Consider the following 25094-nt stretch of genomic DNA (forward strand, 5'->3'; position numbering starts at 1 on the left):
CTCACCAACTAGCTAATACAACGCAGGTCCATCTGGTAGTGGAGCAATTGCCCCTTTCAAATCAACATCATGCAATGTCGACTGTTATGCGGTATTAGCTATCGTTTCCAATAGTTATCCCCCGCTAAGAGGCAGGTTACCTACGCGTTACTCACCCGTTCGCAACTCATCCGCTCGGTGCAAGCACCAAGCTTCAGCGTTCTACTTGCATGTATTAGGCACGCCGCCAGCGTTCATCCTGAGCCAGGATCAAACTCTCATTAAAATAATTGTTTGTCTTAAACTCATTCTGTCACTGACAGATTTATTGTTTTTTTATTGTTCAGTTACTATAACCTTAGTTATAGCGCCCTGCACATTGGTTCGTCTTGTTCAGTTTTCAAAGGTCTTTGTCGCTCTCTCGCGACAACTATATTAGTATATCATGACCTGGACTTACTGTCAATACTTTTTCTCAAAAAATTTTATTTTTTTGAAAGTTTTCTTGAAGGTGTGAAGAAAAGCCTGTAATACAGGCTTTTCTATCAATTCAGTTCTTTGTTGATAATTAGAAATGTTTCTTCCCCGTAGCCTCTTTTGATCAAACCTGCTCTAGCCATGTCTATTAGATCTTTTGAAAAGGATTGGATAGTTTCTTCTTCCTTTTTGCTTAGAATTTTTTTTGAATATTTCTTTCTAAGTTTTCTATAGTCCTGTTTTTCACTTTTGAGAAATGAGCAATGTTCTAAATAGTTTTCCAAGTTTTCTAACTGTACAAATAGGCCGAGTTCAAAAGCTATCGCGGCAAATGTTGTTTCTAATGGTTGAGTACAAACACTTCTAAATTCTACTGTCCCGCGGGCAGTTAGATCCTGAAATTGGTAACTTCGATGTTGTTTTAGGTCTTCTTTTACAGGCCTAATGATTTTTTCATCACCATCAGCCGTATAGGCTGTGATTTTTTTTTGATCTAGATAGTCTTTTACTCGAATAGGTTTAAAATAATAGGATTGATCTTCTCTAGTTGCAGTAAAAATAGCTGTGCTAGCAAGATTATTAAAAAACTCTTCTTCGCTTTGGTAGTCCTTAGGATAAATACCTACATTCTCCTTATAATAACCATGTAAGGATTCTTCCCAAAAAATATCTCTCGTAATCTTTGTATCCCAAGCCTCTGCTGAAAATTCTGAGTTAGAAAACAAATATGCTTTTGCTGCTTCAATTTTATTAAAGGCATTAATGATGCGAAGATAGTTATCGCGCCTTACATCCAATTGAGCCTGGTTTCCGCATATAAATGCTCCGTACGAAGGATAGGGGTGTGTTTTCATCCCTGTACCATTCATTGCAAGGAAAGCCATTAACATCTTGTATCGTTCGATTTTCACTGGGCTATTATCATTTTCTTGCCACAGAGGATGGATTCCGTGCCCTTGGATTTCGTGATTATTTTCTTGCAAAATCGGTTGAATAATCTTCAAATAGGCCTCAAAACGTTTGGCCACCTCATTTATAGAACGAGCTCTCTCAAATGCAAATTCAATTGTATTGTAACTCAACTCGAATAGAATACGATCTTTAGAAGAGCAGTGAATCAATTGAATAGGATTTTGTTCGTCATCTATTTTTTCAACTTCAAAATCTGATAAGTTGGCTAAGGTTCGAAAAAGATTTTTCGTCACCTCTATATTTGTTTTGTTTCCATTTGTTTCTACAATCGGAAACTCTAATTCAACTCCGACAAAGAGTTCCGAATCCTCTTTCATATTACTAAGGTACTTCTCTTTTAGTAATTTAATTGCTTGTTGTTTTGTCATTGAATCCTTTTTCTTCTATTGGAGATATGGGTTCCATTATATCATTTTTTGCTATTCTCGACTACTCACGAAAGCAAGACAAAACGCCTGCTTACGAAATTGTTTTAAATTAAAGCAATTTCGTAAACAAGCGTCTACCATTCATTCAATATGATGAGTGTTCCCGCTGGGGAAAATCCCCAGCGGTAGACCAGAGCTAGACTAAGAATAACAGTGTATTCCATCATCATAACACTCAACAAAATTGATGATATTATACCAATTCGATGATAGCCATTGGCGCAGCATCACCACGACGTGGTTCAGTTTTAAGGATACGAGTATATCCACCATTGCGCTCAGCATAACGAGGTGCTAATTCAGAGAACAATTTTTGAAGTGCAGTTGTTTCTGAGTATTTACCTGTTTCTTCATCAAAGTTTTGTGATGCAACTTCGTTACGTACGAATGCAGCAGCTTGACGACGTGCATGCAAATCACCACGTTTACCCAAAGTAATCATTTTTTCAACTGATTTACGGATTTCTTTCGCACGTGCTTCAGTTGTTACAATTGCTTCATTGATGATAAGATCTGTAGTCAAATCGCGAAGCATCGCTTTACGTTGTGAGCTAGTGCGTCCTAGTTTACGGTAAGCCATGTATTCCTCCTCTATTTATCGTTTTTTAACCCAAGGCCTAAGTCGGCAAGTTTGATTTTAACTTCTTCAAGACTCTTACGTCCCAAGTTACGAACTTTCATCATTTCTGCTTCTGATTTTTCAGTCAAATCGTAAACAGTATTAATGCCAGCACGTTTCAAACAGTTATATGAACGAACTGAAAGATCTAATTCTTCGATCGTACGTTCTAAAATGCGATCATCAGAAGTTGTATCCACTTCCTTCATAACATCTGTTGCAATAGCAATTTCAGTTAAGTTTGTGAATAGATTTAGGTGTTCTGTCAAAATACGAGCAGACAAACCTAAGGCATCTTCTGGAATGATTGTCCCATTTGTCAAAATTTCAAGGGTTAGCTTGTCAAAGCCATCGTTGCTACCAACGCGTGCTGGTTCAACTTGGTAATTGACTTTAGTCACTGGCGTATAGATTGAATCTACAGCAAGTGTTCCCACTGGTGCATCATCTTTTTTGTTTTGATCAGCTGGAACATAGCCACGTCCACTGTTTACAGTAAGCGTTGCTTTCAAAGATGCTCCTTCTCCGATTGTAAATAGATAATGATCAGGGTTTACAATTTCGATGTCACTATCAGTAAGAATATCTCCAGCAGTTACTTCTGCAGGTCCTTCTACATCAAGTTCAATAATCTTTTCGTCTTGGACGTAAGATTTAACGGCGATTCCTTTAACGTTAAGAATAATTTGCATAACGTCTTCACGGACTCCTGGAACGGTATCAAATTCGTGGAGTACACCTTCAATGTTGATTGAAGTGACAGCTGCACCTGGAAGTGAAGCCAGAAGTACACGACGAAGTGAGTTTCCAAGTGTTGTACCATAGCCACGTTCAAGTGGTTCTACGACAAACACGCCATAATCTTTGTTTTCATCAATTTTTGTTATATTTGGTTTTTCAAACTCAATCATTTGCTATACTCCCTCTTAAACGAAAAGCTGTGTAATTGTTGATGATTATACACGGCGACGTTTTGGAGGACGAGCACCATTGTGTGGTACAGGAGTTACATCGCGGATTGCAGTTACTTCAAGACCAGCAGCAGCAAGTGCACGAATAGCAGACTCACGACCTGAACCAGGACCTTTAACAGTTACTTCAACAGATTTAAGTCCGTGTTCTTGAGCAGCTTTTGCAGCAGCTTCTGATGCCATTTGAGCAGCAAATGGTGTAGATTTACGAGAACCTTTAAATCCAAGTGCACCTGCAGATGACCAAGCGATTGCGTTACCATGCACATCAGTAATCATAACAATTGTGTTGTTAAATGTAGCGTGAATATGAGCAATACCAGATTCGATATTCTTTTTCACACGACGTTTACGTGTTGGTTTAGCCAAGATTTTTACCTCCTTATTTTATTTTATTTTTTCTTACCTGCAATCGCAACAGCTTTACCTTTACGAGTGCGAGCATTGTTTTTAGTGTTTTGTCCACGAACTGGAAGTCCACGACGGTGACGGATACCACGGTATGAACCGATTTCCATCAAGCGTTTGATGTTCAAGTTTACTTCACGACGAAGGTCACCTTCAACTTTGATTGCGTCAACTTCACGACGGATAGCATCTTCTTGATCTGGTGTAAGATCGCGAACACGAATATCTTCAGAAACGCCTGCAGCAGCAAGGATTTTCTTAGATGTTGGAAGTCCGATACCGTACACATAAGTCAATGAAATTACTACACGTTTGTCATTCGGAATGTCAACTCCAGCAATACGAGCCATGTTTTCTCCTTTCTATCTTATCCTTGACGTTGTTTGTGTTTTGGATTTGCTGGGCAAATTACCATAACACGACCATTACGACGAATTACTTTACAGTATTCGCAAATTGGTTTGACCGATGGTCTTACTTTCATTTTTATCCCTCCAAGTTTTTCGATTATTTAAAGCGGTATGTGATACGTCCACGTGTCAAATCGTACGGACTCATCTCCACTGTAACACGATCTCCCGCTAAAATACGAATATAGTTTTTACGAATTTTACCAGAAACTGTTGCTAAAATCTGATGTCCATTTTCAAGTTCAACCGTAAACATAGCATTCGGCATTGTATCGACTACTTTGCCTTCTACTTCAATCACATCGTCTTTTGCCACGCAAAAGTACCTCCATAAATTTCGATTCATTCCTCTGAGCACAGAGGTAACAATTATAAGTCAGACTAACTAATTGTAACACTAGTTGTCCAATATTGCAAGCATGAAAAACGCTTTTATTTCAAATTTGACAAGACTTTTTCAATGTCTGAAAATACATCATTGATATCTTGGTTTCCTTGGATGTCATGTACGAGTCCTTTTGAACGATAAAATTCAATGATTGGTTCACCTTGGGCAATATTAACATCCAAACGACGTTTTACTGTCTCAGGTTTATCATCTTCACGTTGGTAGTAATCTTCCTCTTTGTAATCAACTGGTGGATTGAATACTTTATGGAAAGTTTCTCCAGTTTGACGATGAATGATACGTCCGCTCAAACGCTCTAAAAGACTGTCTGGATTTACTTCGATGTTGATAACACCTTCAAGCTCAATACCAAGTTCAGCCAATGTTTTATCTAAAGCATGAGCTTGCTCAATGGTACGTGGATATCCGTCTAACAAGAAACCTGTTTCTTTAATATCATCTTGAGCAAGGCGTTCTTTTACAATTCCATTGGTTACTTCATCTGGTACCAACTCACCTTTATCAATGTATGATTTTGCAAGCACACCCATTTCAGTTTGGTTAGCCATCGCTGCGCGGAACATATCTCCAGTGGAGATATGCGCTACGTGAAATTCTTCAACGATTTTAGCTGCTTGAGTTCCTTTACCTGCTCCAGGCAACCCCATAATTAAAAGATTCATGATGAATTCTCCTTATTTTGTTTTTAAATGGAAGCAGGAGCGAATTCCTATTTCCATTTAAAAACAAAATAGAAGGCTGACAAAGTCAACCTTATTCTATTCTGTTGTTGTGTCCATAAATCCGACATACTTACGTTTTAATAAGTAGCCTTCTAATTGTTTCATTCCCTCAATACCTGTTGAAATAATGATTAACAAACTAGTTCCTCCAAGAGCCACTGCATCTGTCAAACCAAATAAATCTCGAGCCAGGATTGGAATGATGGTAATAAAGCCAAGGAATACTGATCCGACGCTTGCTAAACGACGTAGCAAACGAGACATAAACTCTTCTGTCCCCTTACCAGGGCGGACGCCTGGGATATAGGCACCACTCTTTTGAAGGTTTTCTGCCGTTTTTTCAGGATTGATCTGAACAAACGTGTAGAAGAAGGTGAAGAGAATGATCAATAAGGCATACATTGCCACACCAGTTGGTGTGTTTGTAGCCAACATGGCTTGAGCTGTTTTCACCCATCCTGCATTGTAACCCATAGCGCTAATCACTTGGAAAATTGCAGCAGGCGCTGCTGTAATCGAACTAGCGAAGATGACAGGAATAACTCCTGCTGGGTTTACTTTCAAAGGTAGGTAAGAACTTGATGGAGCTCCTTGTGCAATCTTTGTATATTGGATTGGAATCTTGTATTGTGCTTGCTCCACAAAGGTTGTAAAGTAAACAATAACCAAGACAGCAAGGATTAATACCCCAACAAAAATGAGGGAATTGGTCATTTGACCAGAACGAACATTCACAAATGCATTTTCATAGATTTCTTTAATCATCTCAGGAATTGATGACACAATCCCTGCAAAGATAATCATTGAAACACCATTACCGTACCCTTTATCTGTGATTTGTTCTCCAAGCCAAGTCACAATCATGGAACCGGTCGTCAGAATCGCACCGATTAATAGATAGGTCTTGGTATTTGGAGTTGCGACTAATTTCGCCTGAGACAAAGTGTGGAAGGTGGCTGTAATCCCGATGGATTGAACAAAGGCTAGAACCAAAGAAATATAGCGTGTTGCTTGGTTGAGCTTTCTTCGACCAACTTCCCCTTGTTTGCCCCATTCAACAAACTTAGGCAACAGATCCATTTGCAAAAGTTGCACGACGATCGAAGCTGTAATGTATGGGCTAACCCCTAATGCGAAAACTGAGAAGTTCCTCATGGCATTCCCAGAAACCAAACTGAGCATGTTCAAGAAGGACACATCTTGAAGGTTGTTCAGAATTTTCGCATTTACACCAGGCACTGTAATCGTGGTCCCAATGCGGAAAACAAGAATGATGAAGATCGTAAATAAAATCTTCGACCGTACTTGTTTCACCTTAAATGCATCTTTTAATAATTTAAAAAACATAGGTCACCTCACTTAGATGACTTCAACTGAACCACCTTTAGCAGTGATAGCTTCTTCAGCTGATTTAGAGAATTTAGCTGCTTTAACAGTCAACTTCTTAGTCAATTCTCCGTTACCAAGAATTTTGATACCTGATTTTTCAGCTTTTACAATTCCTGATTCTACAAGTACTACTGGAGTTACTTCAGCACCATCTTCAAAGGCGTTCAATTGATCAAGGTTCACAATAGCATATTCTTTAGCGTTGATGTTTGTAAATCCACGTTTTGGAAGACGACGGAACAATGGAGTTTGTCCACCTTCAAAACCAAGACGTACACCGCCACCGCTACGAGCTTTTTGACCTTTTTGACCACGGCCAGAAGTTTTACCATTACCAGATGAAGTACCACGACCAACACGGTTGCGGACTTTACGTGAACCTGTAGCAGGTTGTAATTCATGAAGTTTCATTATTTATTTTCTCCTCTTTTGTAAATTGCTAACGCATGTAATCAGGAAAAGGTGTCCTAACTACAAACTCGCCTATACTTATATTTAGTTTTAGGGGATGAGAATCTCTCATACCCCTGAAAACTTTGTTTCTATTTTAAATAGATTATTTTACTTCTTCAACTGTTACCAAGTGAGATACAGCAGTGATCATACCACGTACTGCTGGGTTATCTTCTTTAATAACAGAGCTGTTCAATTTGCCAAGTCCAAGTGCTACAACAGTTTTACGTTGTGACGGGATGCGTCCGATTGGAGACTTAGTCAAAGTAATTTTAATTTGAGCCATTTGAATCTCCTTTCTTAAGCCAAGTCAGAAACTGAAATACCACGAAGGGCAGCAACTTCATCAGCACGTTTCAATTGTGCCAAACCGTTAACAGTTGCACGAACGATGTTGATTGGAGTGTTTGATCCAAGTGATTTAGATGTAACATCTGCAATACCTGCCAATTCGACAACGGCACGAACTGCTCCACCTGCAGCAACCCCAGCCCCTTCGATAGCTGGTTTCAACAATACACGAGCTCCACCAAATACTGATGTTACTTCGTGTGGAATTGTTGTTCCAACCATAGGAACTTCGATCAAGTTTTTCTTAGCATCTTCAACAGCCTTACGGATTGCTTCTGGAACTTCTTGAGCTTTACCAGTACCAAATCCAACACGGCCATTACGGTCACCAACAACTACAAGAGCTGCAAAACGAAGACGACGTCCACCTTTAACAACTTTTGTTACACGGTTGATGGCAACTACGCGTTCTTCAAGTTCAACTGCATTATCTTTAAATGCCATTTTCTAGTGTCCTCCTATTAGAATTTCAATCCGTTTTCACGAGCTGCATCAGCCAAAGCTTTAACACGTCCGTGATATAGATATCCACCGCGGTCGAACACCACTTCAGAAATACCTTTAGCAACTGCACGTTCAGCAACAAGTTTGCCGACAACAACGGCTTGTTCAGTTTTAGTTCCTTTTGAAACTTCTTTGTCAAGAGTTGAAGCGCTTGCGAGCGTTACACCCGCTACGTCATCAATTACTTGAGCGTAGATGCCTGTATTAGAACGGAATACGTTCAAACGTGGGCGATCAGCAGTTCCAGAGAGTTTTCCGCGAACGCGACGGTGGCGTTTTTGACGGATTTTGTTTTTATCTGGTTTCGAAATCACAATTTTCACCTCTTAATTTTAAAATCATGTGCTAAGCACTGAGTTGGTAAGATGAAGGTTGGTTGAAAAACAACCAAACTACATTATTTACCTGTTTTACCTTCTTTGCGGCGAACGTATTCACCAACATAACGGATCCCTTTACCTTTGTATGGTTCAGGTGAACGAAGGCTACGTACATAAGCAGCTGTTTGACCAACTACTTCTTTTGAAATTCCGCTAACAACGATTGTTGTTGGGTTTGGAAGTTCAAAAGTAATTCCTTCTGGAGCTTCAACTTCGTCTGGGTGTGATTTACCAACAGCCAAAACAAGTTTTGATCCTTGAAGTTGTGCACGGTATCCAACCCCGCGCATTTCAAGTTCTTTCTTGAATCCTTCTGATACACCAGTAACCATGTTGTTCAAAAGGGCACGAGTTGTTCCGTGGATTGTTTTCATTTCTTTTGAATCGTTTGGACGGTGAAGTGTTACTTCAGTACCTTCCACACGGATTTCAATATCTTTTGAGAACTCACGAGTAAGTTCTCCTTTAGGTCCTTTTACAGTTACAACGTTGTCATTGTTAGTGATTTCAACACCAGCAGGCAACACGATAACTTTATTACCAATACGTGACATGTTTTTTATTCTCCTGTTAAATTGTCAGGCCTTTACGGGCCAGTTTTCACGGGGTTTAAATCTTTTTGATTTAAAAGTTAATGTTTAGGTCTCATTTTCTAAGTGAATCAAGGCATTGTCTCGCAGACATAACTTTGGGTTAGGCAAGAGACAATAACGAAGAGTCACAACGAAATTGGGAACTAAATATTACCAAACGTAAGCGATAACTTCCCCACCAACGTTCTTTTGGCGTGCTTCTTTATCAGTAAGCAAACCTTCAGAAGTTGAAAGGATAGCAATTCCAAGTCCGTTAAGAACTTTTGGAAGATCTTCACGTTTTTTGTAAACACGCAAACCTGGTTTAGATACACGTTTCAAGTTTGTGATAACTTTTTCACCGTTTTGTCCGTATTTCAAGAATACACGGATGATGCCTTGTTTGTCATCTTCGATGAATTCAACGTTTTTTACAAAACCTTCGCGTTTAAGGATTTCAGCAATCCCTTTTTTGATGTTTGATGCAGGTACTTCAAGTACTTCGTGTTTTGCTTGGTTAGCGTTACGAATACGTGTAAGGAAGTCTGCGATTGGGTCAGTCATAACCATTATAATCTCTCCTCTTACTAGTAGTTTGCAAGTTGCACTTGCTAGTTAATACATGATACAGAGAGCGTAACAGCGAGAGCAAAAATAGGCAATTTGATGCAGGAGCGATGCTCCAAAGAAAATTGGTCTTTTTTGCCAAAGCTGTAGCTCGTGTTCAAATTGGCAAGCCCAACTGAACCCGGGCTAAACTCTGTGTGAAAAAGATAAACTTTCCTAGAAACTAAAGTTTCTTCGTCAAGTTTCCTATTTTCACTTAGAGTTTTGACGCCCTAACTATCTTAAATTACCAAGATGCTTTTGTGACACCTGGGATTTGACCTTTGTATGCCAATTCACGGAAGCAAACACGGCAAAGTTTAAACTTGCGGTAAACTGAGTGTGGACGTCCACAACGTTCACAGCGAGTGTATGCTTGAGTAGAGAACTTCGCTGGGCGTTTGTTCTTAGCAATCATAGATTTTTTAGCCATTAGTTTTACCTCCTATATTATTTTGCAAACGGCATACCGAGGCCAGTAAGCAATGCACGTGATTCTTCGTCTGTGTTCGCTGTAGTTACGATTACGATATCCAAACCACGAGTTTTATCAACATCATCAAAGTTGATTTCTGGGAAGATCAATTGTTCTTTCACACCAAGTGTGTAGTTTCCGCGTCCATCAAATGATTTTGTTGGAACACCATGGAAGTCACGTACACGTGGAAGTGAAACTGTTACCAATTTATCCAAGAATTCGTACATACGTTCACCACGAAGGGTAACTTTTGCACCGATCGCAACACCTTCACGAAGACGGAAGCCGGCGATTGATTTTTTAGCCTTAGTGATCAATGGTTTTTGACCTGAGATCAAAGCAAGCTCTTCAGCAGCTTTTTCAAGGTTTTTAGCATTTGATACTGCATCACCGACACCCATGTTCAAAACGATTTTATCAACTTTTGGCACAGCCATAACTGATGAATAGTTGAACTGCTCAGTCAATGATGGTACTACTTCATTAAGGTATTTTTCTTTTAAACGATTAGCCATTATACTTCTCCTTTCCTTCGTGATTAGTCAAGCACTTCGCCTGATTTTTTGTTGTAGCGAACTTTTTTGCCGTCTACAAATTTGTAGCCAACACGTCCAGCAACACCGTTTTTGTCCAAAACTTGAACGTTAGAAGCATGGATTGGAGCTTCTTTTTCAACGATCGCACCTTGAGGGTTTTCGTTATTTGGACGTTGGTGTTTCTTAATGATGTTTACACCTTCTACAACAACTTTATTTACTTTTGGAAGAGCAGTAAGAACAACAGCTTCTACGCCTTTGTCTTTACCAGCAATAACGCGAACTTTGTCGCCTTTTTTTACAAACATTTTATTCTCCTTTTATTCTTACGCCCGATGGGCACCCTGGCTAAGCCAGGGGACTGTGTTTGTTTTTTTATTGATTAAAGTACTTCTGGAGCAAGTGATACGATCTTCATGAAACCACCGTCACGCAATTCACGTGCAACTGGGCCAAAGATACGAGTTCCGCGAGGAGTTTTGTCGTCACGGATGATCACTGCTGCATTTTCGTCGAACTTGATGTATGAACCATCTTTACGACGAGCACCTGATTTAGTACGAACGATAACAGCTTTTACAACGTCACCTTTCTTAACCGCACCACCAGGAGTAGCTTGTTTTACAGATGCAACGATTACATCACCGATGCTCGCGAATTTACGTTTTGAACCACCAAGAACTTTGATTGTCAAGATTTCGCGTGCGCCACTGTTGTCAGCGACTTTCAAACGAGTTTCTGTTTGAATCATTTACGTTTTCTCCTTTCAGGTATGATTAGATGATGACCGCTTTTTCAACGACTTCTACAAGACGGAAGCGTTTTGTAGCTGAAAGCGGACGAGTTTCCATGATACGAACGATATCGCCTTCTTTAGCAACATTGTTTTCATCATGAGCTTTGTATTTTTTAGAATAGTTGATACGTTTACCATAGACTGGGTGGTTACGTTTAGTTTCAACTACAACTGTGATTGTTTTGTCCATTTTGTCAGACACAACGCGTCCAACAAGAACTTTACGATTATTGCGTTCCATTGAAATTCTCCTTCCCTAGTCTATTATTTAGCTTCTGATTGAACAGTTTTGATACGAGCGATTTGTTTTTTCACTTCTTTCAAACGTCCAGTTTGTTCCAATTGACCAGCAGCTGCTTGGAAACGAAGTTCAAACAATTCTTTCTTCAATTCATTTTCACGCTTCGCGAGTTCTTCTTGAGAAAGACCACGAAGTTCTTTAACAAATTCTTTTACTTCTGTAAGTTTCATGACCTCTCCTTATTCTGCTTCACGTTTCACAAATTTAGTTTTAACTGGCAATTTGTGGCTAGCAAGACGAAGTGCTTCGCGCGCGATCTCTTCAGATACACCAGCGATTTCGAACATCACTTTACCACGTTTAACTGGTGCTACCCAACCTTCAGGAGCCCCTTTACCAGATCCCATACGTACCCCGATAGCTTTAGCGGTGTATGATTTGTGTGGGAAAATCTTAATCCAAACTTTACCACCACGTTTCATGTAACGAGTCATGGCGATACGAGCAGCTTCGATTTGACGGTTTGTGATCCAGTGGCTAGTTGTAGCTTGAAGACCGTATTCACCGAATGCTACTTCTTTTCCACCTTTTGCTTCACCGCGCATTTTACCACGGAATTCGCGACGGTGTTTTACACGTTTAGGTACTAACATTGGTTATTTACCTCCTTTAGCGTCTTTACGAGCTGGAAGAACTTCACCACGGTAGATCCATACTTTAACACCAAGTTTACCGTAAGTAGTGTCTGCTTCTTCCCAAGCGTAATCGATATCAGCGCGAAGTGTGTGAAGTGGAACAGTTCCTTCAGAGTATCCTTCTGCACGGGCGATATCTGCACCGTTCAAACGACCTGATACTTGAGTTTTGATTCCTTTAGCTCCAGCACGCATAGCACGTTGGATCGCTTGTTTTTGTGCACGACGGAAAGCAACACGTTGTTCCAATTGACGAGCAATTCCTTCACCAACAAGGTGAGCATCCAAGTCAGGACGTTTGATCTCAATGATGTTGATGTGTACTTGTTTACCAGTCAATTTGTTAAGAGCTGCACGAAGTGCATCAACGTTTGCTCCACCTTTACCGATAACCATACCTGGTTTAGCAGTGTGAAGTGAAACGTTAACTTTGTTTACTGCGCGTTCGATTTCAATAGTTGAAACGGCTGCGTCAGCCAATTCTTTTTGAATGAATTTACGGATTGCAAGATCTTCATGAAGGTAATCCGCGTATTCTTTTTCAGCATACCATTTGGCATCCCAATCACGGATGATACCAACACGCATACCAATTGGATGTACTTTTTGACCCACGAGTTTACCTCCTTATTTTTCTGCAACAGCTACTGTGATGTGAGCTGTACGTTTGTTGATTGGTGAAGCTGAACCTTTCGCACGTGGACGGAAACGTTTCATTGTTGGTCCTTCGTTTGCGAATGCTTCAGATACTACCAAGTTAGCTTTTTCCAAACCAAAGTTGTTTTCAGCGTTTGCTACTGCTGAGTTCAACACTTTAAGGATGATCCCTGCAGCTTTGTTTGGTGTGAATGTCAAAATAGCGATGGCATCGGCTACGCTTTTACCACGGATGTTGTCAAGAACAAGACGTGATTTACGAGGTGAAACACGCACTGTACGAGCCATTGCTTTAGCTGAAGTAATTTCTGCCATTTATGTTCTCCTTATTTTCTACGTGTCTTCTTGTCGTCTGCCGCGTGACCTTTGTAAGTACGAGTTGGTGCAAATTCACCAAGCTTGTGACCTACCATGTCTTCTTGGATGTAAACAGGTACATGTTTACGTCCATCATAAACTGCGATAGTGTATCCGATGAAACTTGGGAAGATCGTTGAACGACGTGACCAAGTTTTAATTACTTTTTTCTTTTCGTCGTTTGCTTGAGCTTCAACTTTTTTCATCAAATGCTCATCGACGAAAGGTCCTTTTTTAAGACTACGTCCCATTTTGTAATTTTCTCCTTTAAAATTTAGTACCACAGCGGCTTGCGCTGCTAGGCAGCGCTACCGAGCTGGCGGAAAGTGTAAGCTAGTTGCTTATGATTATTTTTGGTTGCGACGACGAACGATAAGTTTGTCAGATTTCGCTTTCTTGTTACGAGTTTTAAGACCAAGCGCAGGTTTACCCCAAGGAGTAGATGGCGCTTTACGTCCAACTGGTGCTTTACCTTCACCACCACCGTGTGGGTGATCATTCGGGTTCATTACAGAACCACGAACTGTAGGGCGAACACCTTTCCAGCGGTTACGTCCCGCTTTACCAAGGTTAACAAGTCCATGTTGTTCATTTCCGACAACACCAACTGTAGCACGGCAAGTTCCAAGAATCATACGAACTTCGCCTGATTGAAGACGAACAAGTACATATTTACCTTCAGAACCCAATACTTGAGCAGAAGCTCCAGCAGCACGTACCAATTCTCCACCTTTACCAGGTTTCAATTCGATGTTGTGGATCAAAGTACCAACTGGGATGTTAGCAAGTGGAAGAGCGTTTCCGACTTTGATATCTGCTTCTGGTCCTGATACGATGCGTTGACCTACTTCAAGACCTTTAGGGGCAATGATGTAAGCTTTCACACCGTCAGTGTAGTGTACAAGCGCGATGTTAGCTGAGCGGTTTGGATCGTATTCGATCGTTTTAACGACTGCTTCAACTCCATCTTTGTTACGTTTGAAATCGATCAAACGGTAATGACGTTTGTGTCCACCACCTTGGTGACGAACAGTGATACGACCGTTGTTGTTACGACCTGCTTTGTTTTTAAGAGAAACAAGCAAAGTTTTCTCAGGTGTGTTTGTTGTGATTTCAGCGAAATCCAAAGAAGTCATATTACGGCGACCGTTTGTTGTTGGTTTATAAACACGAATTCCCACGATATTTCCTCCTTAGATTATTCAGCTTCAGTAGCAAACAACTCGATTGCTTTAGAATCAGCTGCAAGCGTGATGATAGCTTTTTTAGTTTTTGAAGTAAAACCAGTGTAACGTCCAACGCGTTTTGCTTTAGGTTTTACGTTTACAGTGTTCACATTCGCAACTTTTACACCTTCAAACGCAGCTTCAACAGCTTGTTTGATCAAAAGTTTGTGAGCGCGAGTGTCAACTTCGAATACATATTTGCCTGCTTCAAGTTGAGCCATTGACTTTTCAGTGATAACAGGTTTTTTGATAACATCATACAAATTCATTATGCAAGAACCTCCTCGATTTTAGAGATAGCTGCTTGAGTAACAAGAAGTTTGTCACTATTTGCGATGTCAAGAACACTTGCAGTTGTAGCAGTCGCAACTTTCACGTTTGGAAGGTTACGAGCTGAAAGAGCTGCGAATTCATTTCCTTCTTCAAGAATAACAAGGACTTTAGAATCGATGCTCAAAGCTGCAAGAACTTTTGCAAATTCAGCAGTTTTTGGAGCTGTAAATTCAAGAGAATCAACGGCTACAAATTTGTTTTCAGCAACTTTTTCTGAGTAAACAGATTTAAGTGCAAGGCGACGAACTTTTTGAGGAAGTTTGTACGCATAGCTACGTGGAGTTGGTCCGAAGACGATTCCACCACCACGCCATTGTGGAGAGCGGATAGAACCTTGACGAGCACGTCCAGTTCCTTTTTGACGCCATGGTTTGCGTCCGCCACCTGAAACGGCTGAACGGTTTTTAACTGCGTGAGTTCCTTGACGAAGGCTAGCACGTTGGCTGATGATCACATCAAATACAACTGCTTGGTTTGGTTCGATACCAAAGATCGCATCGTTAAGAACAACTTCGCCCGCTTGTTTACCAGTTTGGTCGAATAATGTTACATTTGCCATTTTGACTGTATTCCCCTTTCCTTATTATTTACCAGCTTTAACTGCTGACTTGATAGTGATAAGAGATTTCTTAGCACCTGGTACGTTACCTTTGATAAGGATAACGTTCTTTTCTGGAACAACTTGTACAACTTCAAGGTTTTGAATTGTTACACGATCGCCACCCATGCGTCCTGCAAGGTTTTTACCTTTGAATACGCGGTTAGGTGCAACAGGTCCCATAGAACCTGGACGACGGTGGTAACGAGAACCGTGAGCCATTGGTCCACGTGATTGTCCGTGGCGTTTGATAACACCTTGGAAACCTTTACCTTTAGAAGTACCAGTTACATCAACAATGTCTCCAGCTTCGAAAGTGTCAACTGTGATTTCAGCACCAACTTCCAAGCCTTCAACGTTTTTGAATTCACGAATGAAGCGCTTAGGAGCCGTGTTAGCTTTTGCTACATGTCCTTTAGCAGGTTTGTTGCTCAATACTTCGCGTTTGTCATCGAAACCAACTTGGATAGCGTTGTAACCATCTGTTTCAACAGTTTTAACTTGAAGAACAACGTTTGGAGTTGCTTCGATAACTGTTACAGGGATCAATTCGCCAGCTTCAGTGAAGATTTGAGTCATTCCCACTTTTTTCCCTAAGATTCCTTTTGTCATGAGAAAATAGTTCCTTTTCTATAGTTTTTTATTCAAAAAGTTTTTAACGAGCGTTTTTTATGCTCTAGATCAAGCTTTAGATTAAAGTTTGATTTCTACGTTTACACCACTTGGAAGATCCAATTTCATCAAAGCGTCAACTGTTTTTTGAGTTGGGTTGATGATGTCGATCAAACGTTTGTGTGTACGCATTTCGAATTGTTCGCGAGAATCTTTGTATTTGTGAGTCGCACGAATGATTGTGTAGAGGCTACGTTCAGTTGGAAGTGGGATTGGCCCCGCAACTTGTGCACCTGTACGAGTAGCTGATTCTACGATTTTTGCAGCCGCTGTGTCGAGTGTACGGTGTTCGTACGCTTTCAAACGGATGCGGATTTTTTTGTTTGCCATCTTTTTCTCCTTTTCGTCTATTTAAGATAATAGGCTAGCTCCACAAGAAAACCGACGCGCGTTGCGTGGCAATGCAACCGAGCGTGTCGCAACCTCTTGCATCAAAGCTAATAGCTGTTTTTCACAGCACCATAGTAGTTTAACACAAACAAAGGCCCAATGCAAGGGATTTGAGAAGATTTTTTTCGTTTTTTTGATGAAAGTGTTTTCGAAAGAAAAAGCGTGCTAAAAAAGTTGCTATTATATAGGAAAAAGGGAGCGAGACAGAACAAATTTATATCCAATTTGTTCGTCGTCTCGCCCCCGCACAGTTGATTAGGTTATCTTTGGAGCTTAACAAGCGAACAAAGATACCAATCAACCACTGCGTCTAGCAGTTATTTCTATTATTCTCAGATGGCTGTAGTCTTTTTTCTTCCTATTTATCTATTTCTAGAAATTCCGTCCTGACTTGTTATAGCCATATTTTTCGACGAAATGCTCACGGAATTCTAAGAGATTGTCATCCATGATGGCTTGACGGACCTGCTTCATGAGGCTGATCAAGAAATACAAGTTGTGGTAGCTGGTCAAGCGAATGCCGAAGGTCTCATCTGCCTTGAGGAGGTGGCGAAGATAAGCTCGGGTGTAATTCTTACAAGTGTAGCAATCACATTCGGGATCCAGCGGTGTAAAGTCTTCTGCAAATTGCGCATTTTTCACTACTAGGCGACCTTGGCTAGTCATACAGGTACCATTTCGCGCAATCCGCGTCGGCAAGACACAGTCAAACATGTCCACTCCACGAATAACGCCATCAATCAGACTGTCTGGAGCTCCTACTCCCATGAGATAGCGTGGCTTGTTTTCTGGTAAGAGCGGAGTAGTGAAATCAAGCACGGCATTCATCTCTTCATGGCTTTCCCCAACAGCTAAGCCACCGATGGAATAGCCTGGGAAGTCCATGCTGACTAAATCTTGAGCAGACTGACGGCGCAAGTCTTCAAATCCAGCCCCTTGGACAATCCCGAAAAGACCTTGATCATGAGGGCGACGGTGAGCCTTTAGGCCACGTTCTGCCCAACGACTGGTCCGTTCGATTGATTTTTTCACATAATCATAGGGCTGATAGAACTGAGGGCATTCATCAAAGGACATCATGATGTCGCTTCCTAGATTGTTTTGGATGGAGATGGCCTTTTCTGGAGATAGGAACATCTTCGAGCCGTTGAGGTGGTTTTTAAAGGTTACCCCTTCTTCGGTGATGTTGCGGGTATCCGCTAATGAATAGACTTGGAAGCCTCCACTATCTGTCAAAATCGGCTGGTCCCAGTTCATGAACTGGTGCAGTCCTCCTGCTTTTGCGACCAAGTCGTCCCCGGGACGAAGCCAGAGATGGTAGGTGTTGGCCAAGATAATGCCGGAACCCATTTCCTTGAGTTCTTCTGGCGATTGGGTCTTAACGGTTGCCTGAGTCCCTACAGGCATAAACATTGGGGTTGGGAAGGTCCCGTGAGGGGTGATAATTTCTCCCAGACGAGCACCTGTATGCTTTTCTTTTTTGATTAATCGATATTGAATCGGTGAATCTGTCATGGTTACCTCCGTACTGGGAAAAACAGTCCCAGCCTTCTTATTCCTGTCACAGTTTTCCTGTGAGCACCTGTACGATTGTACCAAATTTTACCGGCTCTGTCACGGACTTATGTTATAATAAAAAGTACTACTATGAAGAGAGTGTCATCTATGAACCTTAAATTGATTCGCCTCCGGGCACGTACCATGCAAGTCCAGCAACCGGGCTTAGCTATCCTTTTTGCTCTTCCGGTCCTGTTGACCATTCTTGCTAACTTTCTCTTAAGCGGGCAAGATCTGGTCGATCTACTACCGGATATGACCTTGCAGCAAGCAAGTATCTACATGATCCAGCGGCAACTCTTTCCTTCTGTCGTCTCCTTTGTCATCTCCATTTTAGTGGTTGGTGCGACTTTTAGCTATTTAGATACGATTAATCCCAAGATCGAACACCGAACACGTGTCTTAGATATCTTTAAACAAGATCGCTTTACCTCTGTATTTGCCACCTTGATCTTGAAGCAAGCCGTCCTCTTTTTATGGGGACTCATCCTCTATGTGGGGAGTCTCATCAGCACCTACGCCAGCATTCGATTTTTAGCGATCTACGATAAGGTGAGCAACCCTAGCACTCTGAGTGCTTCCAGTCCTGAATTCCAATCTCTCATGCAACAAATGCCTCTGATGACTGCTGGTGTCATACTTGGCCTGATTGGCCTCCTCTTTTACCTGCCACAATACTACAGTCTCAACTTGGTCGAATTGATCCTCTATGAGCAATTACGAGACGGCGACTACAAGGGAGCCTTTGGAGTCCTTCGCCAAAGTCGTGAAACCATGAAAGGGTTCCGCAGCAATCGCTTGGTGCTCGATCTAACCTTGATTGGTTGGTACTTCTTGAATTACTTCACGCGCGATGTCATCGGCTTTTATACCATGCCTTACTTTATCAACTGCCAAATTGCCTTTTATGATCAAATCAAGCAGATTAAACAAGGGCCGCGCCATTTTACAGGCCATCCAAGCCATGAAACTGAATAAGAGTAAGAAGAAAACCCCAGCAAGCTGGGGTTTTCTTCTATATCAATTGTTTATCATTTATAAACCGTATAGGGAGTCTCCTAAGATCAGTCGGGTGTGTTCCCGTTTGATACAGCGGTTCATGACGATATCTTCTCGTCCAGCTCCACGAAGGATTTCTTCTGCTTCTTGATTTTCCAGCTCCAATTGTGCCCAGAAAATTTTCGCATCCGTCTCAATAAAATCACGTGCCACATCTGGTAAAAACTCACTGCGACGGTATACATCGACGATATCTACTGGGAAAGGAATCTCCTGCAAGCTAGCGTACACCGTCTCCCCAAGAATCTGGCCACCGGCTGCACGAGGATTAACAGGAATAATCCGATAGCCCCGCTCTTGCATCTCCTTACTGACACGATGACTGGTTGTGTCTTCACGATCAGATAATCCAACTACAGCGATGATCTTGCTCGTTTCTAGGTAATGTTTGATAATGCCATCACTAGGATTGCGAAATGAATAAGCCATAAGAATCTCCTTTTGTATGCGTTTCCTTTCTTTAAATAGTATAACAATACGGAGGGCATTGCAAGTGTTTGTCGTTAAAAGCGGTAGGAAACTGAAAAGTTTCCTACCGCTTTCTGTTTTGAACAAACTTAATCTTATTTGGCTTCATACCATGTTTTGCCTTCGTTCTCATCAGCTTCCAGTGGTACTGCAAGTTCGATAGCGGATTCCATGGTCTCTTTGACTAGTTCTTTGATCGCTGCCAGTTCATCACTTGGCACTTGCAGAACGATTTCATCATGCACTTGAAGAAGCATCTTGGTCTTGTATGCTCCTCTTTCTAGCGCTTGGTCCAAGTGGATCATGGCAATTTTCAAGATGTCTGCTGCAGATCCTTGGATCGGTGAGTTAATAGCTGTCCGCTCCGCAAAGCCTCGAACATTGAAGTTGCGAGAATTGATATCTGGAATCTCCCGACGACGCTTGAAGAGAGTCTCCACATAGCCTTTATCACGCGCTTCCCGTACCACTCTCTCCATATAGTCCTTGATGCCAGGGTAGCGTTCGAAGTAGGTCTCAATATAAGCCTTGGCTTCTTTTCGACTGATCCCTAGGTTGTTAGACAGTCCAAAGTCGGAAATTCCATAAACCACACCGAAGTTTACTGCTTTTGCATTGCGACGGTCGTTCGGCGTCACATCTTCAGGTTTTGCAATATTGAAAACTCGCATAGCAGTCGATGTATGGATATCTGCCCCATGTTTAAAGGCGTCAATCAAATGCTCATCTCCCGAAATATGGGCCAAGACGCGCAGTTCGATTTGTGAATAGTCCGAACTCAGCAAGACACTGTTTTCCTCTTCTGGGACAAAGGCCTTACGAATAAGACGACCTTGTTCCAAACGGACAGGAATGTTTTGCAGGTTGGGATCCACACTGGACAAACGGCCTGTCTGCGTCAAATCCTGTACATAGCGGGTATGGATCTTCCCATCTTCCAAAATCCAATCTTGAAGACCGATGACATAGGTCGACTGGATCTTAGCAATTTGGCGGTATTCAAGAATCTTAGACACAATCGGGGCAATTGGAGCCAGGCGTTCCAAGACATCAACGGCTGTTGAATAGCCGGTTTTGGTCTTTTTGGTGTATTCAAGAGGAAGTTCCAATTTTTCAAAGAGGATGACCCCCAATTGTTTTGGAGAATTGATATTAAACTCTTCGCCTGCCAGCTCGTAAATTTCTTGAGTCAAGCGTTCCAAGACCACTTCGTTTTCCACCTGCATGTCTTCTAGGGTCTGGCGCTCTACCTTGATCCCCGCGATTTCCATCTTGGCCAAAACAGCTGCTAGCGGTTGCTCCATATCATAGAGTAAATCTAGTTGGTCATGGGCTTGCAACTGCTCCATCATAGGCTCTTCGGTATCCAGTAGAACAGCGACTTTCCGTGCCAAATGCTCCAATAGGACCGCCTTCTCTGGGATAGCTTTTTTGACTCCCTTGCCATAAACGACTTCGTCCAGCGGCAGCGCAATCTGACTATAGAGACTCGCAATGGTTGAAATTTCATTGTCCTCTACGGTCGACAAGAGATACTTGGCCAATCGACTGTCAAACGCGGGATTTTGAAGGGTAATGCCCAAGTGGCTGAGCAAGACCTTGGCCCGTTTGAAGTCATAGACCTTGAGGGGCGTTTTTTCGAGAAATTCTTTGAAAATCGGTGTTTGTAAAAGACCAGTATCTGTACTCGCGTAGAGCTGACCTTTGGTCCCCCATGCGAAACCGATGATGGGTTCCGTATGGTAATTGTCCCCAAAAATCTCAAAATGGAAGAAACTATCTTCCGTGAGCATATCTGAAGTGACCTGCTCGACTTCTGTATAGTCAATAGCTACAGGAGCTGCTTCTTCTCCACTGAGATCCAAGGCCTGACGGAGTTGCTTGAAGCCCATCTCCTCATAAAACTTGGCAAGATTTTCTAGATGAGGACCCGTATAGGTGATGTCATCCAGACCAATCTCGATAGGCGCATTGGTGTCGATGGTCGCCAGGGTCTTGGATAGGTAGGCCTGCTCCTTGTCGTTGATGAGGTTTTCCTTCATCTTAGAAGCCTTCATCTCATCGATATGCTCATAAATACCATCGAGGGAGCCATACTCAAGGAGCAGTTTGATCCCGGTCTTTTCTCCAATCTTAGTGACACCTGGGATATTATCCGACTTATCTCCCATCAAGGCCTTGAGGTCGATAAATTGCTCTGGTGTCAGTCCCATCTTTTCTTTCAGATAGGCTGGAGTGAATTCTTCAAACTCTGCCACTCCTTTTTTTGAGATTTCAACCACTGTGTTGTCATCTGTCAGCTGGATCAAATCTTTATCCCCAGAAACGATAGTCACATCAAAAGGAACAGAAGTTGATTCTGCCAACTTGTCCAGCGTTCCAATAATATCATCTGCTTCATATTGAGCTAGCTCATAGTGGCGAATTCCTAGATGGTCTAATTGCTCGCGAATGAAAGGGAACTGCTCGCGGAACTCATCTGGAGTTTTTGCACGGCCCCCTTTGTAGTCGGCATACATCTCCGTCCGAAAAGTCGTCTTTCCTGCATCAAAAGCGACGAGAACATGGGTTGGTTGGATGCGCTCCAAGAGATGGCTCAACATGAGATTAAAGCCATAGACCGCATTGGTATGTAGACCATTGGCATTTTTGAAGCGATCGATTTGATTATAGAGTGCGAAAAAGGCACGAAAAGCGACGGAAGACCCATCGATGAGTAGTAATTTATTCTTTTTTTCCATAGGCCTATTATACCACGAATCACAAGGTCTCTGGTACATAAAAACTCTACCCTTTCGGGTAGAGCCTTCTTTAGGAGTTTCTTATGAAAAATGAAGAGAAGTGTTTATTCGCCGTAACAAGAACCTTGTTGTGGCAATTTCTTAAAGCGTTTTGGATAATTAACTGAGATTTTCATTTTCTGTACCTCATTTCTTATTGGATGAGTACAGTATACAAGAGAAACCTAAACGATTCCTTATAGAAAGCTTCAAGAAAACTAAAAGCTGAGGCGCAAAACACGCGGTTGTTTTCTACTACAAGCTGGTAACTGAAGATGGAGCCCTGTCTCATCTTGGCTCCAAGAAAGGGGCTGACTTTCTCCAAGGAGCTCTAGCTTTTGAATGCGCGCATGAAGAATTCTCGGTTGCTTGAGATCATAGGCGAGAGACGGCAAGGTCAACTCTTCCGTCCTTCCACTTGGTTCCAGCTGGATAGCATAAAGAAAACCATCACGCATGGTATAGCGGAAATCTCGGCTGGTATAGAGTAGCGCTTGCCCGTCTGAGAAGGAACCTTCCTGGGCCTCGGTCGGTCCGTCCGATGACACCCGCCAAGGCCGACTCTGATAAATGGCTTCTCCATTTACCGCCAGCCAGTCCCCGATCTCTGTGAGGATGTCTTGGTCTTGCTCAGGGATCGTGCCATCTGCCTTGGGTCCAATATTGAGCAGAAGATTGCCATTTTTTGCCACAACATCAACTAAATTTTGTAGCAATTCCTTACTGGTCTTGTAGGCTAGATCCTGGGTATAGCACCAAGAATTACGGGCGATCGCGGTATCCATTTGCCACGGAAAGGCTTGCGTCTCTCCGTATCCTCCCCGCTCCATTTCAACGATTCCTGAACCGAAAGGGAGGGCGTCCTGTTTGTAACAAACAGCCACCTTGCGATCCTCTTGTGCTGCTAGATTGTAATAATAAGCCAAAAAGCGCATCAAGTAGGGACGGAAACTCTCATGCTGGATCCACCAGTCAAAATAAAGGAGCTCTGGCTGGTAGTCCCGCACCAGTTCACAGGTTCGCAACAGCCAATCTTCCAAGAATTCTTTGCTTGGATAAGGCTTGGAAGTCAGATCAAAATGATCCTTGGGCTCTGGCTCCGCTGGCCAATAAAGGCTGTCTCTTGGGACTTCTTGCGGAATGTCACTAGTGAATTCCTTGCCATGTGAAAAGAAAAACTGGTGTTCTGCCCGGTGAGAGGACGTACAGAAGTGCAGGCCACGTTTTTCTGCTTCCTCCCTCAGCTCTCCTAAGACATCTCGTCTCGGCCCCATTTCTAAACTATTATAAGGCGAGAGAGTAGAGGCATACATCTGAAAACCATCGTGGTGCTCCGCAACTGGAAAAAGATACTGGGCTCCCGCTTTTTGAAAGAGATCCAGCCAAGATGCCGGATCAAATTGATCGGCTGTAAAAAGAGGAATGAGATCCTTGTAACCAAAGCTAGCCTGGTCTCCGAAATGCTCTCGATGATAGTCATAGCAAGGATTGCCTTGGATATACATATTTCGCGAATACCATTCTGAACCGAAGGCAGGTACACTGTAGACGCCCCAGTGGATAAACATTCCAAATTTGGCATCTCGATACCAATCTGGACAGATTTGATGGCTAAGAGAGTCCCAGGTTGGTTCAAAAGGACCTGACTGGACGACTTGATCAATCTCTTCAAGGCTTATCATTCTCTTCTCCTCTTTTCTTGTTACTACCTCTATTGTAACGAGAAAGCCTCGTTTGTAAAGACAAACGAGGGGAATGTTTAAAATAGTAGACAAAGAGCTTGATCTAGGAGAATCAAGCTGATGATGAATGAAATGAAGCTTCTAGCCCTTCACTGCTTGAGAAATAAAACGAGCGATGGCGTCTGTCTCCCCTTGGTGGAGAGCCTTAACGATTTTGGACCCCACAATCACTCCATCTGAGACCTTGTTGAAACGGTGAACATCCTCCATGCTGGAAACTCCAAAACCTGTTAAAACAGGAATGGACGCTATTTCGTGTAATTGGGCCAAGTGATGGTCCAAGTCATCTCGATAGCTACCAGCTTTCCCCGTCACTCCATTGACAGCAACGGCATAGATAAATCCTTCTGCATCATGGATCAATTTCTTCTGACGCTCGATTCCTGTGGTTAAGCTCACTAGCGGCACCAAAGCAATGTCTTTATCCACTAATAGAGGCTCTACCAGATCCGCATGCTCATGAGGGAGATCCGGAATAATCACTCCCTTGACCGCTGTTCCTTCTACATCTCTAAAGAAGTTTTCGAGCCCATATTGGAACAAGGGGTTGAAATAGGTCATGATGACCAAAGGAACACTTGTCTCTAAGTGCTGGATCGTTTGCACCAGTTCCTCTGTCGTCGTCCCATGGGCTAAACTTCGTAGTCCCGCCTCTTCAATCACAGGACCATCTGCCACCGGATCCGAAAAAGGAATGCCAACCTCAATAGCTGAGACACCAAGCTCCTCCAAAAATTGGATGGTTTCCTGCAAACCTGCCAAGCCTTTTTCATGATCTCCTGCCATAATATAAGGAACAAAGATCCCTTGCTGCTGATCTTTCAGCTTTTGTAAATGCTCTGTTAAGGTCTTTCCCATC

36 protein-coding genes and 1 rRNA gene are annotated in these 25094 nt (G+C 42.3%); 1 reads left to right on the forward strand and 36 read right to left on the reverse strand.

Annotated elements, in window-relative coordinates; genetic code table 11:
- The 32 genes from HMPREF2893_RS09420 to tgt all read right to left on the reverse strand — a co-directional run.
- A 16S ribosomal RNA gene (locus HMPREF2893_RS09420) occupies nucleotides 1-265 on the reverse strand; the annotation flags it as partial.
- Nucleotides 266-524: 259 nt separating this feature from the next.
- Complete coding sequence (locus tag HMPREF2893_RS09425; RefSeq protein ID WP_070675897.1) at nucleotides 525-1796, reverse strand: glutamate-cysteine ligase family protein; 1272 nt, start codon at nucleotides 1794-1796, stop codon at nucleotides 525-527.
- Nucleotides 1797-2049: 253 nt separating this feature from the next.
- Nucleotides 2050-2436 (reverse strand): 50S ribosomal protein L17, encoded by a 387-nt coding sequence (gene rplQ / locus HMPREF2893_RS09430; RefSeq protein WP_003002399.1) that lies wholly within the window; start codon nucleotides 2434-2436, stop codon nucleotides 2050-2052.
- An 11-nt stretch (nucleotides 2437-2447) separates the two neighbouring features.
- Nucleotides 2448-3386, reverse strand: a complete 939-nt coding sequence (locus HMPREF2893_RS09435) for a DNA-directed RNA polymerase subunit alpha (RefSeq protein ID WP_003009635.1) — start codon at nucleotides 3384-3386, stop codon at nucleotides 2448-2450.
- Between the two features lie 45 nt (nucleotides 3387-3431).
- Nucleotides 3432-3815, reverse strand: coding sequence for a 30S ribosomal protein S11 (gene rpsK, locus HMPREF2893_RS09440; RefSeq protein WP_003002390.1), 384 nt, complete (start codon nucleotides 3813-3815; stop codon nucleotides 3432-3434).
- Between the two features lie 23 nt (nucleotides 3816-3838).
- Complete coding sequence (gene rpsM / locus HMPREF2893_RS09445) at nucleotides 3839-4204, reverse strand: 30S ribosomal protein S13 (protein ID WP_003009631.1); 366 nt, start codon at nucleotides 4202-4204, stop codon at nucleotides 3839-3841.
- A 17-nt stretch (nucleotides 4205-4221) separates the two neighbouring features.
- Entirely contained in the window at nucleotides 4222-4338 is a 117-nt protein-coding gene (gene rpmJ, locus HMPREF2893_RS10730) for a 50S ribosomal protein L36 (protein WP_001808836.1), read from the reverse strand.
- Nucleotides 4339-4361: 23 nt separating this feature from the next.
- Nucleotides 4362-4580 (reverse strand): translation initiation factor IF-1, encoded by a 219-nt coding sequence (infA, locus tag HMPREF2893_RS09450; protein ID WP_001029883.1) that lies wholly within the window; start codon nucleotides 4578-4580, stop codon nucleotides 4362-4364.
- Nucleotides 4581-4696: 116 nt separating this feature from the next.
- Nucleotides 4697-5335: an adenylate kinase gene (locus HMPREF2893_RS09455; RefSeq protein WP_021154254.1), complete on the reverse strand. Its 639-nt coding sequence runs from the start codon at nucleotides 5333-5335 to the stop codon at nucleotides 4697-4699.
- 96 nt (nucleotides 5336-5431) lie between these two features.
- The gene (secY, locus tag HMPREF2893_RS09460; RefSeq protein ID WP_023920186.1) at nucleotides 5432-6742 is read right to left on the reverse strand and encodes a preprotein translocase subunit SecY; all 1311 of its coding nucleotides are present in this window, start codon (nucleotides 6740-6742) and stop codon (nucleotides 5432-5434) included.
- A gap of 12 nt (nucleotides 6743-6754) precedes the next feature.
- The gene (gene rplO, locus HMPREF2893_RS09465; RefSeq protein WP_003002405.1) at nucleotides 6755-7195 is read right to left on the reverse strand and encodes a 50S ribosomal protein L15; all 441 of its coding nucleotides are present in this window, start codon (nucleotides 7193-7195) and stop codon (nucleotides 6755-6757) included.
- Nucleotides 7196-7340: 145 nt separating this feature from the next.
- Nucleotides 7341-7523: a 50S ribosomal protein L30 gene (gene rpmD, locus HMPREF2893_RS09470; RefSeq protein ID WP_002894509.1), complete on the reverse strand. Its 183-nt coding sequence runs from the start codon at nucleotides 7521-7523 to the stop codon at nucleotides 7341-7343.
- A gap of 14 nt (nucleotides 7524-7537) precedes the next feature.
- Nucleotides 7538-8032, reverse strand: coding sequence for a 30S ribosomal protein S5 (rpsE, locus tag HMPREF2893_RS09475; RefSeq protein WP_003009617.1), 495 nt, complete (start codon nucleotides 8030-8032; stop codon nucleotides 7538-7540).
- 17 nt (nucleotides 8033-8049) lie between these two features.
- Nucleotides 8050-8406 (reverse strand): 50S ribosomal protein L18, encoded by a 357-nt coding sequence (gene rplR, locus HMPREF2893_RS09480; RefSeq protein WP_003010871.1) that lies wholly within the window; start codon nucleotides 8404-8406, stop codon nucleotides 8050-8052.
- Between the two features lie 83 nt (nucleotides 8407-8489).
- A complete protein-coding gene (gene rplF, locus HMPREF2893_RS09485) occupies nucleotides 8490-9026 on the reverse strand; it encodes a 50S ribosomal protein L6 (protein WP_003009612.1) in 537 nt (178 codons plus the stop codon).
- A gap of 189 nt (nucleotides 9027-9215) precedes the next feature.
- Nucleotides 9216-9614, reverse strand: a complete 399-nt coding sequence (gene rpsH / locus HMPREF2893_RS09490) for a 30S ribosomal protein S8 (protein ID WP_003010897.1) — start codon at nucleotides 9612-9614, stop codon at nucleotides 9216-9218.
- A 283-nt stretch (nucleotides 9615-9897) separates the two neighbouring features.
- Nucleotides 9898-10083, reverse strand: a complete 186-nt coding sequence (locus HMPREF2893_RS09495) for a type Z 30S ribosomal protein S14 (protein WP_001085699.1) — start codon at nucleotides 10081-10083, stop codon at nucleotides 9898-9900.
- A gap of 17 nt (nucleotides 10084-10100) precedes the next feature.
- Nucleotides 10101-10643, reverse strand: coding sequence for a 50S ribosomal protein L5 (rplE, locus tag HMPREF2893_RS09500; RefSeq protein WP_003009606.1), 543 nt, complete (start codon nucleotides 10641-10643; stop codon nucleotides 10101-10103).
- A gap of 23 nt (nucleotides 10644-10666) precedes the next feature.
- Nucleotides 10667-10972, reverse strand: coding sequence for a 50S ribosomal protein L24 (rplX, locus tag HMPREF2893_RS09505; protein ID WP_003002315.1), 306 nt, complete (start codon nucleotides 10970-10972; stop codon nucleotides 10667-10669).
- Nucleotides 10973-11046: 74 nt separating this feature from the next.
- Nucleotides 11047-11415, reverse strand: a complete 369-nt coding sequence (gene rplN / locus HMPREF2893_RS09510; RefSeq protein WP_003002384.1) for a 50S ribosomal protein L14 — start codon at nucleotides 11413-11415, stop codon at nucleotides 11047-11049.
- Between the two features lie 25 nt (nucleotides 11416-11440).
- On the reverse strand, nucleotides 11441-11701 hold the full coding sequence (rpsQ, locus tag HMPREF2893_RS09515; protein ID WP_003009600.1) for a 30S ribosomal protein S17: 261 nt from the start codon (nucleotides 11699-11701) through the stop codon (nucleotides 11441-11443).
- Between the two features lie 23 nt (nucleotides 11702-11724).
- Complete coding sequence (gene rpmC / locus HMPREF2893_RS09520; RefSeq protein ID WP_003002350.1) at nucleotides 11725-11931, reverse strand: 50S ribosomal protein L29; 207 nt, start codon at nucleotides 11929-11931, stop codon at nucleotides 11725-11727.
- 9 nt (nucleotides 11932-11940) lie between these two features.
- The gene (rplP, locus tag HMPREF2893_RS09525; protein ID WP_000960947.1) at nucleotides 11941-12354 is read right to left on the reverse strand and encodes a 50S ribosomal protein L16; all 414 of its coding nucleotides are present in this window, start codon (nucleotides 12352-12354) and stop codon (nucleotides 11941-11943) included.
- A gap of 3 nt (nucleotides 12355-12357) precedes the next feature.
- Nucleotides 12358-13011, reverse strand: a complete 654-nt coding sequence (gene rpsC / locus HMPREF2893_RS09530) for a 30S ribosomal protein S3 (protein ID WP_003002336.1) — start codon at nucleotides 13009-13011, stop codon at nucleotides 12358-12360.
- Nucleotides 13012-13023: 12 nt separating this feature from the next.
- On the reverse strand, nucleotides 13024-13368 hold the full coding sequence (gene rplV / locus HMPREF2893_RS09535; RefSeq protein WP_000818139.1) for a 50S ribosomal protein L22: 345 nt from the start codon (nucleotides 13366-13368) through the stop codon (nucleotides 13024-13026).
- An 11-nt stretch (nucleotides 13369-13379) separates the two neighbouring features.
- Nucleotides 13380-13661 (reverse strand): 30S ribosomal protein S19, encoded by a 282-nt coding sequence (gene rpsS / locus HMPREF2893_RS09540; RefSeq protein WP_000533766.1) that lies wholly within the window; start codon nucleotides 13659-13661, stop codon nucleotides 13380-13382.
- Nucleotides 13662-13757: 96 nt separating this feature from the next.
- Nucleotides 13758-14591: a 50S ribosomal protein L2 gene (gene rplB, locus HMPREF2893_RS09545; RefSeq protein WP_000512900.1), complete on the reverse strand. Its 834-nt coding sequence runs from the start codon at nucleotides 14589-14591 to the stop codon at nucleotides 13758-13760.
- A gap of 17 nt (nucleotides 14592-14608) precedes the next feature.
- Nucleotides 14609-14905 (reverse strand): 50S ribosomal protein L23, encoded by a 297-nt coding sequence (locus HMPREF2893_RS09550; RefSeq protein ID WP_003009593.1) that lies wholly within the window; start codon nucleotides 14903-14905, stop codon nucleotides 14609-14611.
- The gene (rplD, locus tag HMPREF2893_RS09555) at nucleotides 14905-15528 is read right to left on the reverse strand and encodes a 50S ribosomal protein L4 (RefSeq protein WP_003009591.1); all 624 of its coding nucleotides are present in this window, start codon (nucleotides 15526-15528) and stop codon (nucleotides 14905-14907) included. The genes HMPREF2893_RS09550 and rplD overlap by 1 nt, the downstream gene beginning before the upstream one ends.
- 24 nt (nucleotides 15529-15552) lie before the next feature.
- A complete protein-coding gene (gene rplC / locus HMPREF2893_RS09560) occupies nucleotides 15553-16179 on the reverse strand; it encodes a 50S ribosomal protein L3 (RefSeq protein ID WP_003010846.1) in 627 nt (208 codons plus the stop codon).
- 81 nt (nucleotides 16180-16260) lie between these two features.
- The gene (rpsJ, locus tag HMPREF2893_RS09565) at nucleotides 16261-16569 is read right to left on the reverse strand and encodes a 30S ribosomal protein S10 (RefSeq protein ID WP_003009585.1); all 309 of its coding nucleotides are present in this window, start codon (nucleotides 16567-16569) and stop codon (nucleotides 16261-16263) included.
- Between the two features lie 432 nt (nucleotides 16570-17001).
- Nucleotides 17002-18144 (reverse strand): tRNA guanosine(34) transglycosylase Tgt, encoded by a 1143-nt coding sequence (gene tgt, locus HMPREF2893_RS09570; protein WP_049515053.1) that lies wholly within the window; start codon nucleotides 18142-18144, stop codon nucleotides 17002-17004.
- A 150-nt stretch (nucleotides 18145-18294) separates the two neighbouring features.
- Between tgt and HMPREF2893_RS09575 the strand changes: the two genes are divergently transcribed.
- Entirely contained in the window at nucleotides 18295-19164 is an 870-nt protein-coding gene (locus tag HMPREF2893_RS09575) for a DUF975 family protein (RefSeq protein ID WP_070675899.1), read from the forward strand.
- 57 nt (nucleotides 19165-19221) lie between these two features.
- Here the strand turns inward: HMPREF2893_RS09575 and HMPREF2893_RS09580 are convergent, their stop codons facing one another.
- The 4 genes from HMPREF2893_RS09580 to trpA all read right to left on the reverse strand — a co-directional run bounded on the left by HMPREF2893_RS09580 (nucleotide 19222) and on the right by trpA (nucleotide 25093).
- A complete protein-coding gene (locus tag HMPREF2893_RS09580) occupies nucleotides 19222-19674 on the reverse strand; it encodes a CoA-binding protein (RefSeq protein WP_021154247.1) in 453 nt (150 codons plus the stop codon).
- Between the two features lie 134 nt (nucleotides 19675-19808).
- The gene (gene polA, locus HMPREF2893_RS09585) at nucleotides 19809-22454 is read right to left on the reverse strand and encodes a DNA polymerase I (RefSeq protein WP_070675901.1); all 2646 of its coding nucleotides are present in this window, start codon (nucleotides 22452-22454) and stop codon (nucleotides 19809-19811) included.
- Between the two features lie 257 nt (nucleotides 22455-22711).
- Nucleotides 22712-24175: an alpha-L-fucosidase gene (locus tag HMPREF2893_RS09590; protein ID WP_070675903.1), complete on the reverse strand. Its 1464-nt coding sequence runs from the start codon at nucleotides 24173-24175 to the stop codon at nucleotides 22712-22714.
- Between the two features lie 141 nt (nucleotides 24176-24316).
- The gene (trpA, locus tag HMPREF2893_RS09595; protein ID WP_070675905.1) at nucleotides 24317-25093 is read right to left on the reverse strand and encodes a tryptophan synthase subunit alpha; all 777 of its coding nucleotides are present in this window, start codon (nucleotides 25091-25093) and stop codon (nucleotides 24317-24319) included.
- Nucleotide 25094: the final 1 nt, after the last annotated feature.

It is taken from the genome of Streptococcus sp. HMSC072C09, assembly GCF_001813105.1.
Taxonomy (GTDB): Bacteria; Bacillota; Bacilli; order Lactobacillales; family Streptococcaceae; genus Streptococcus.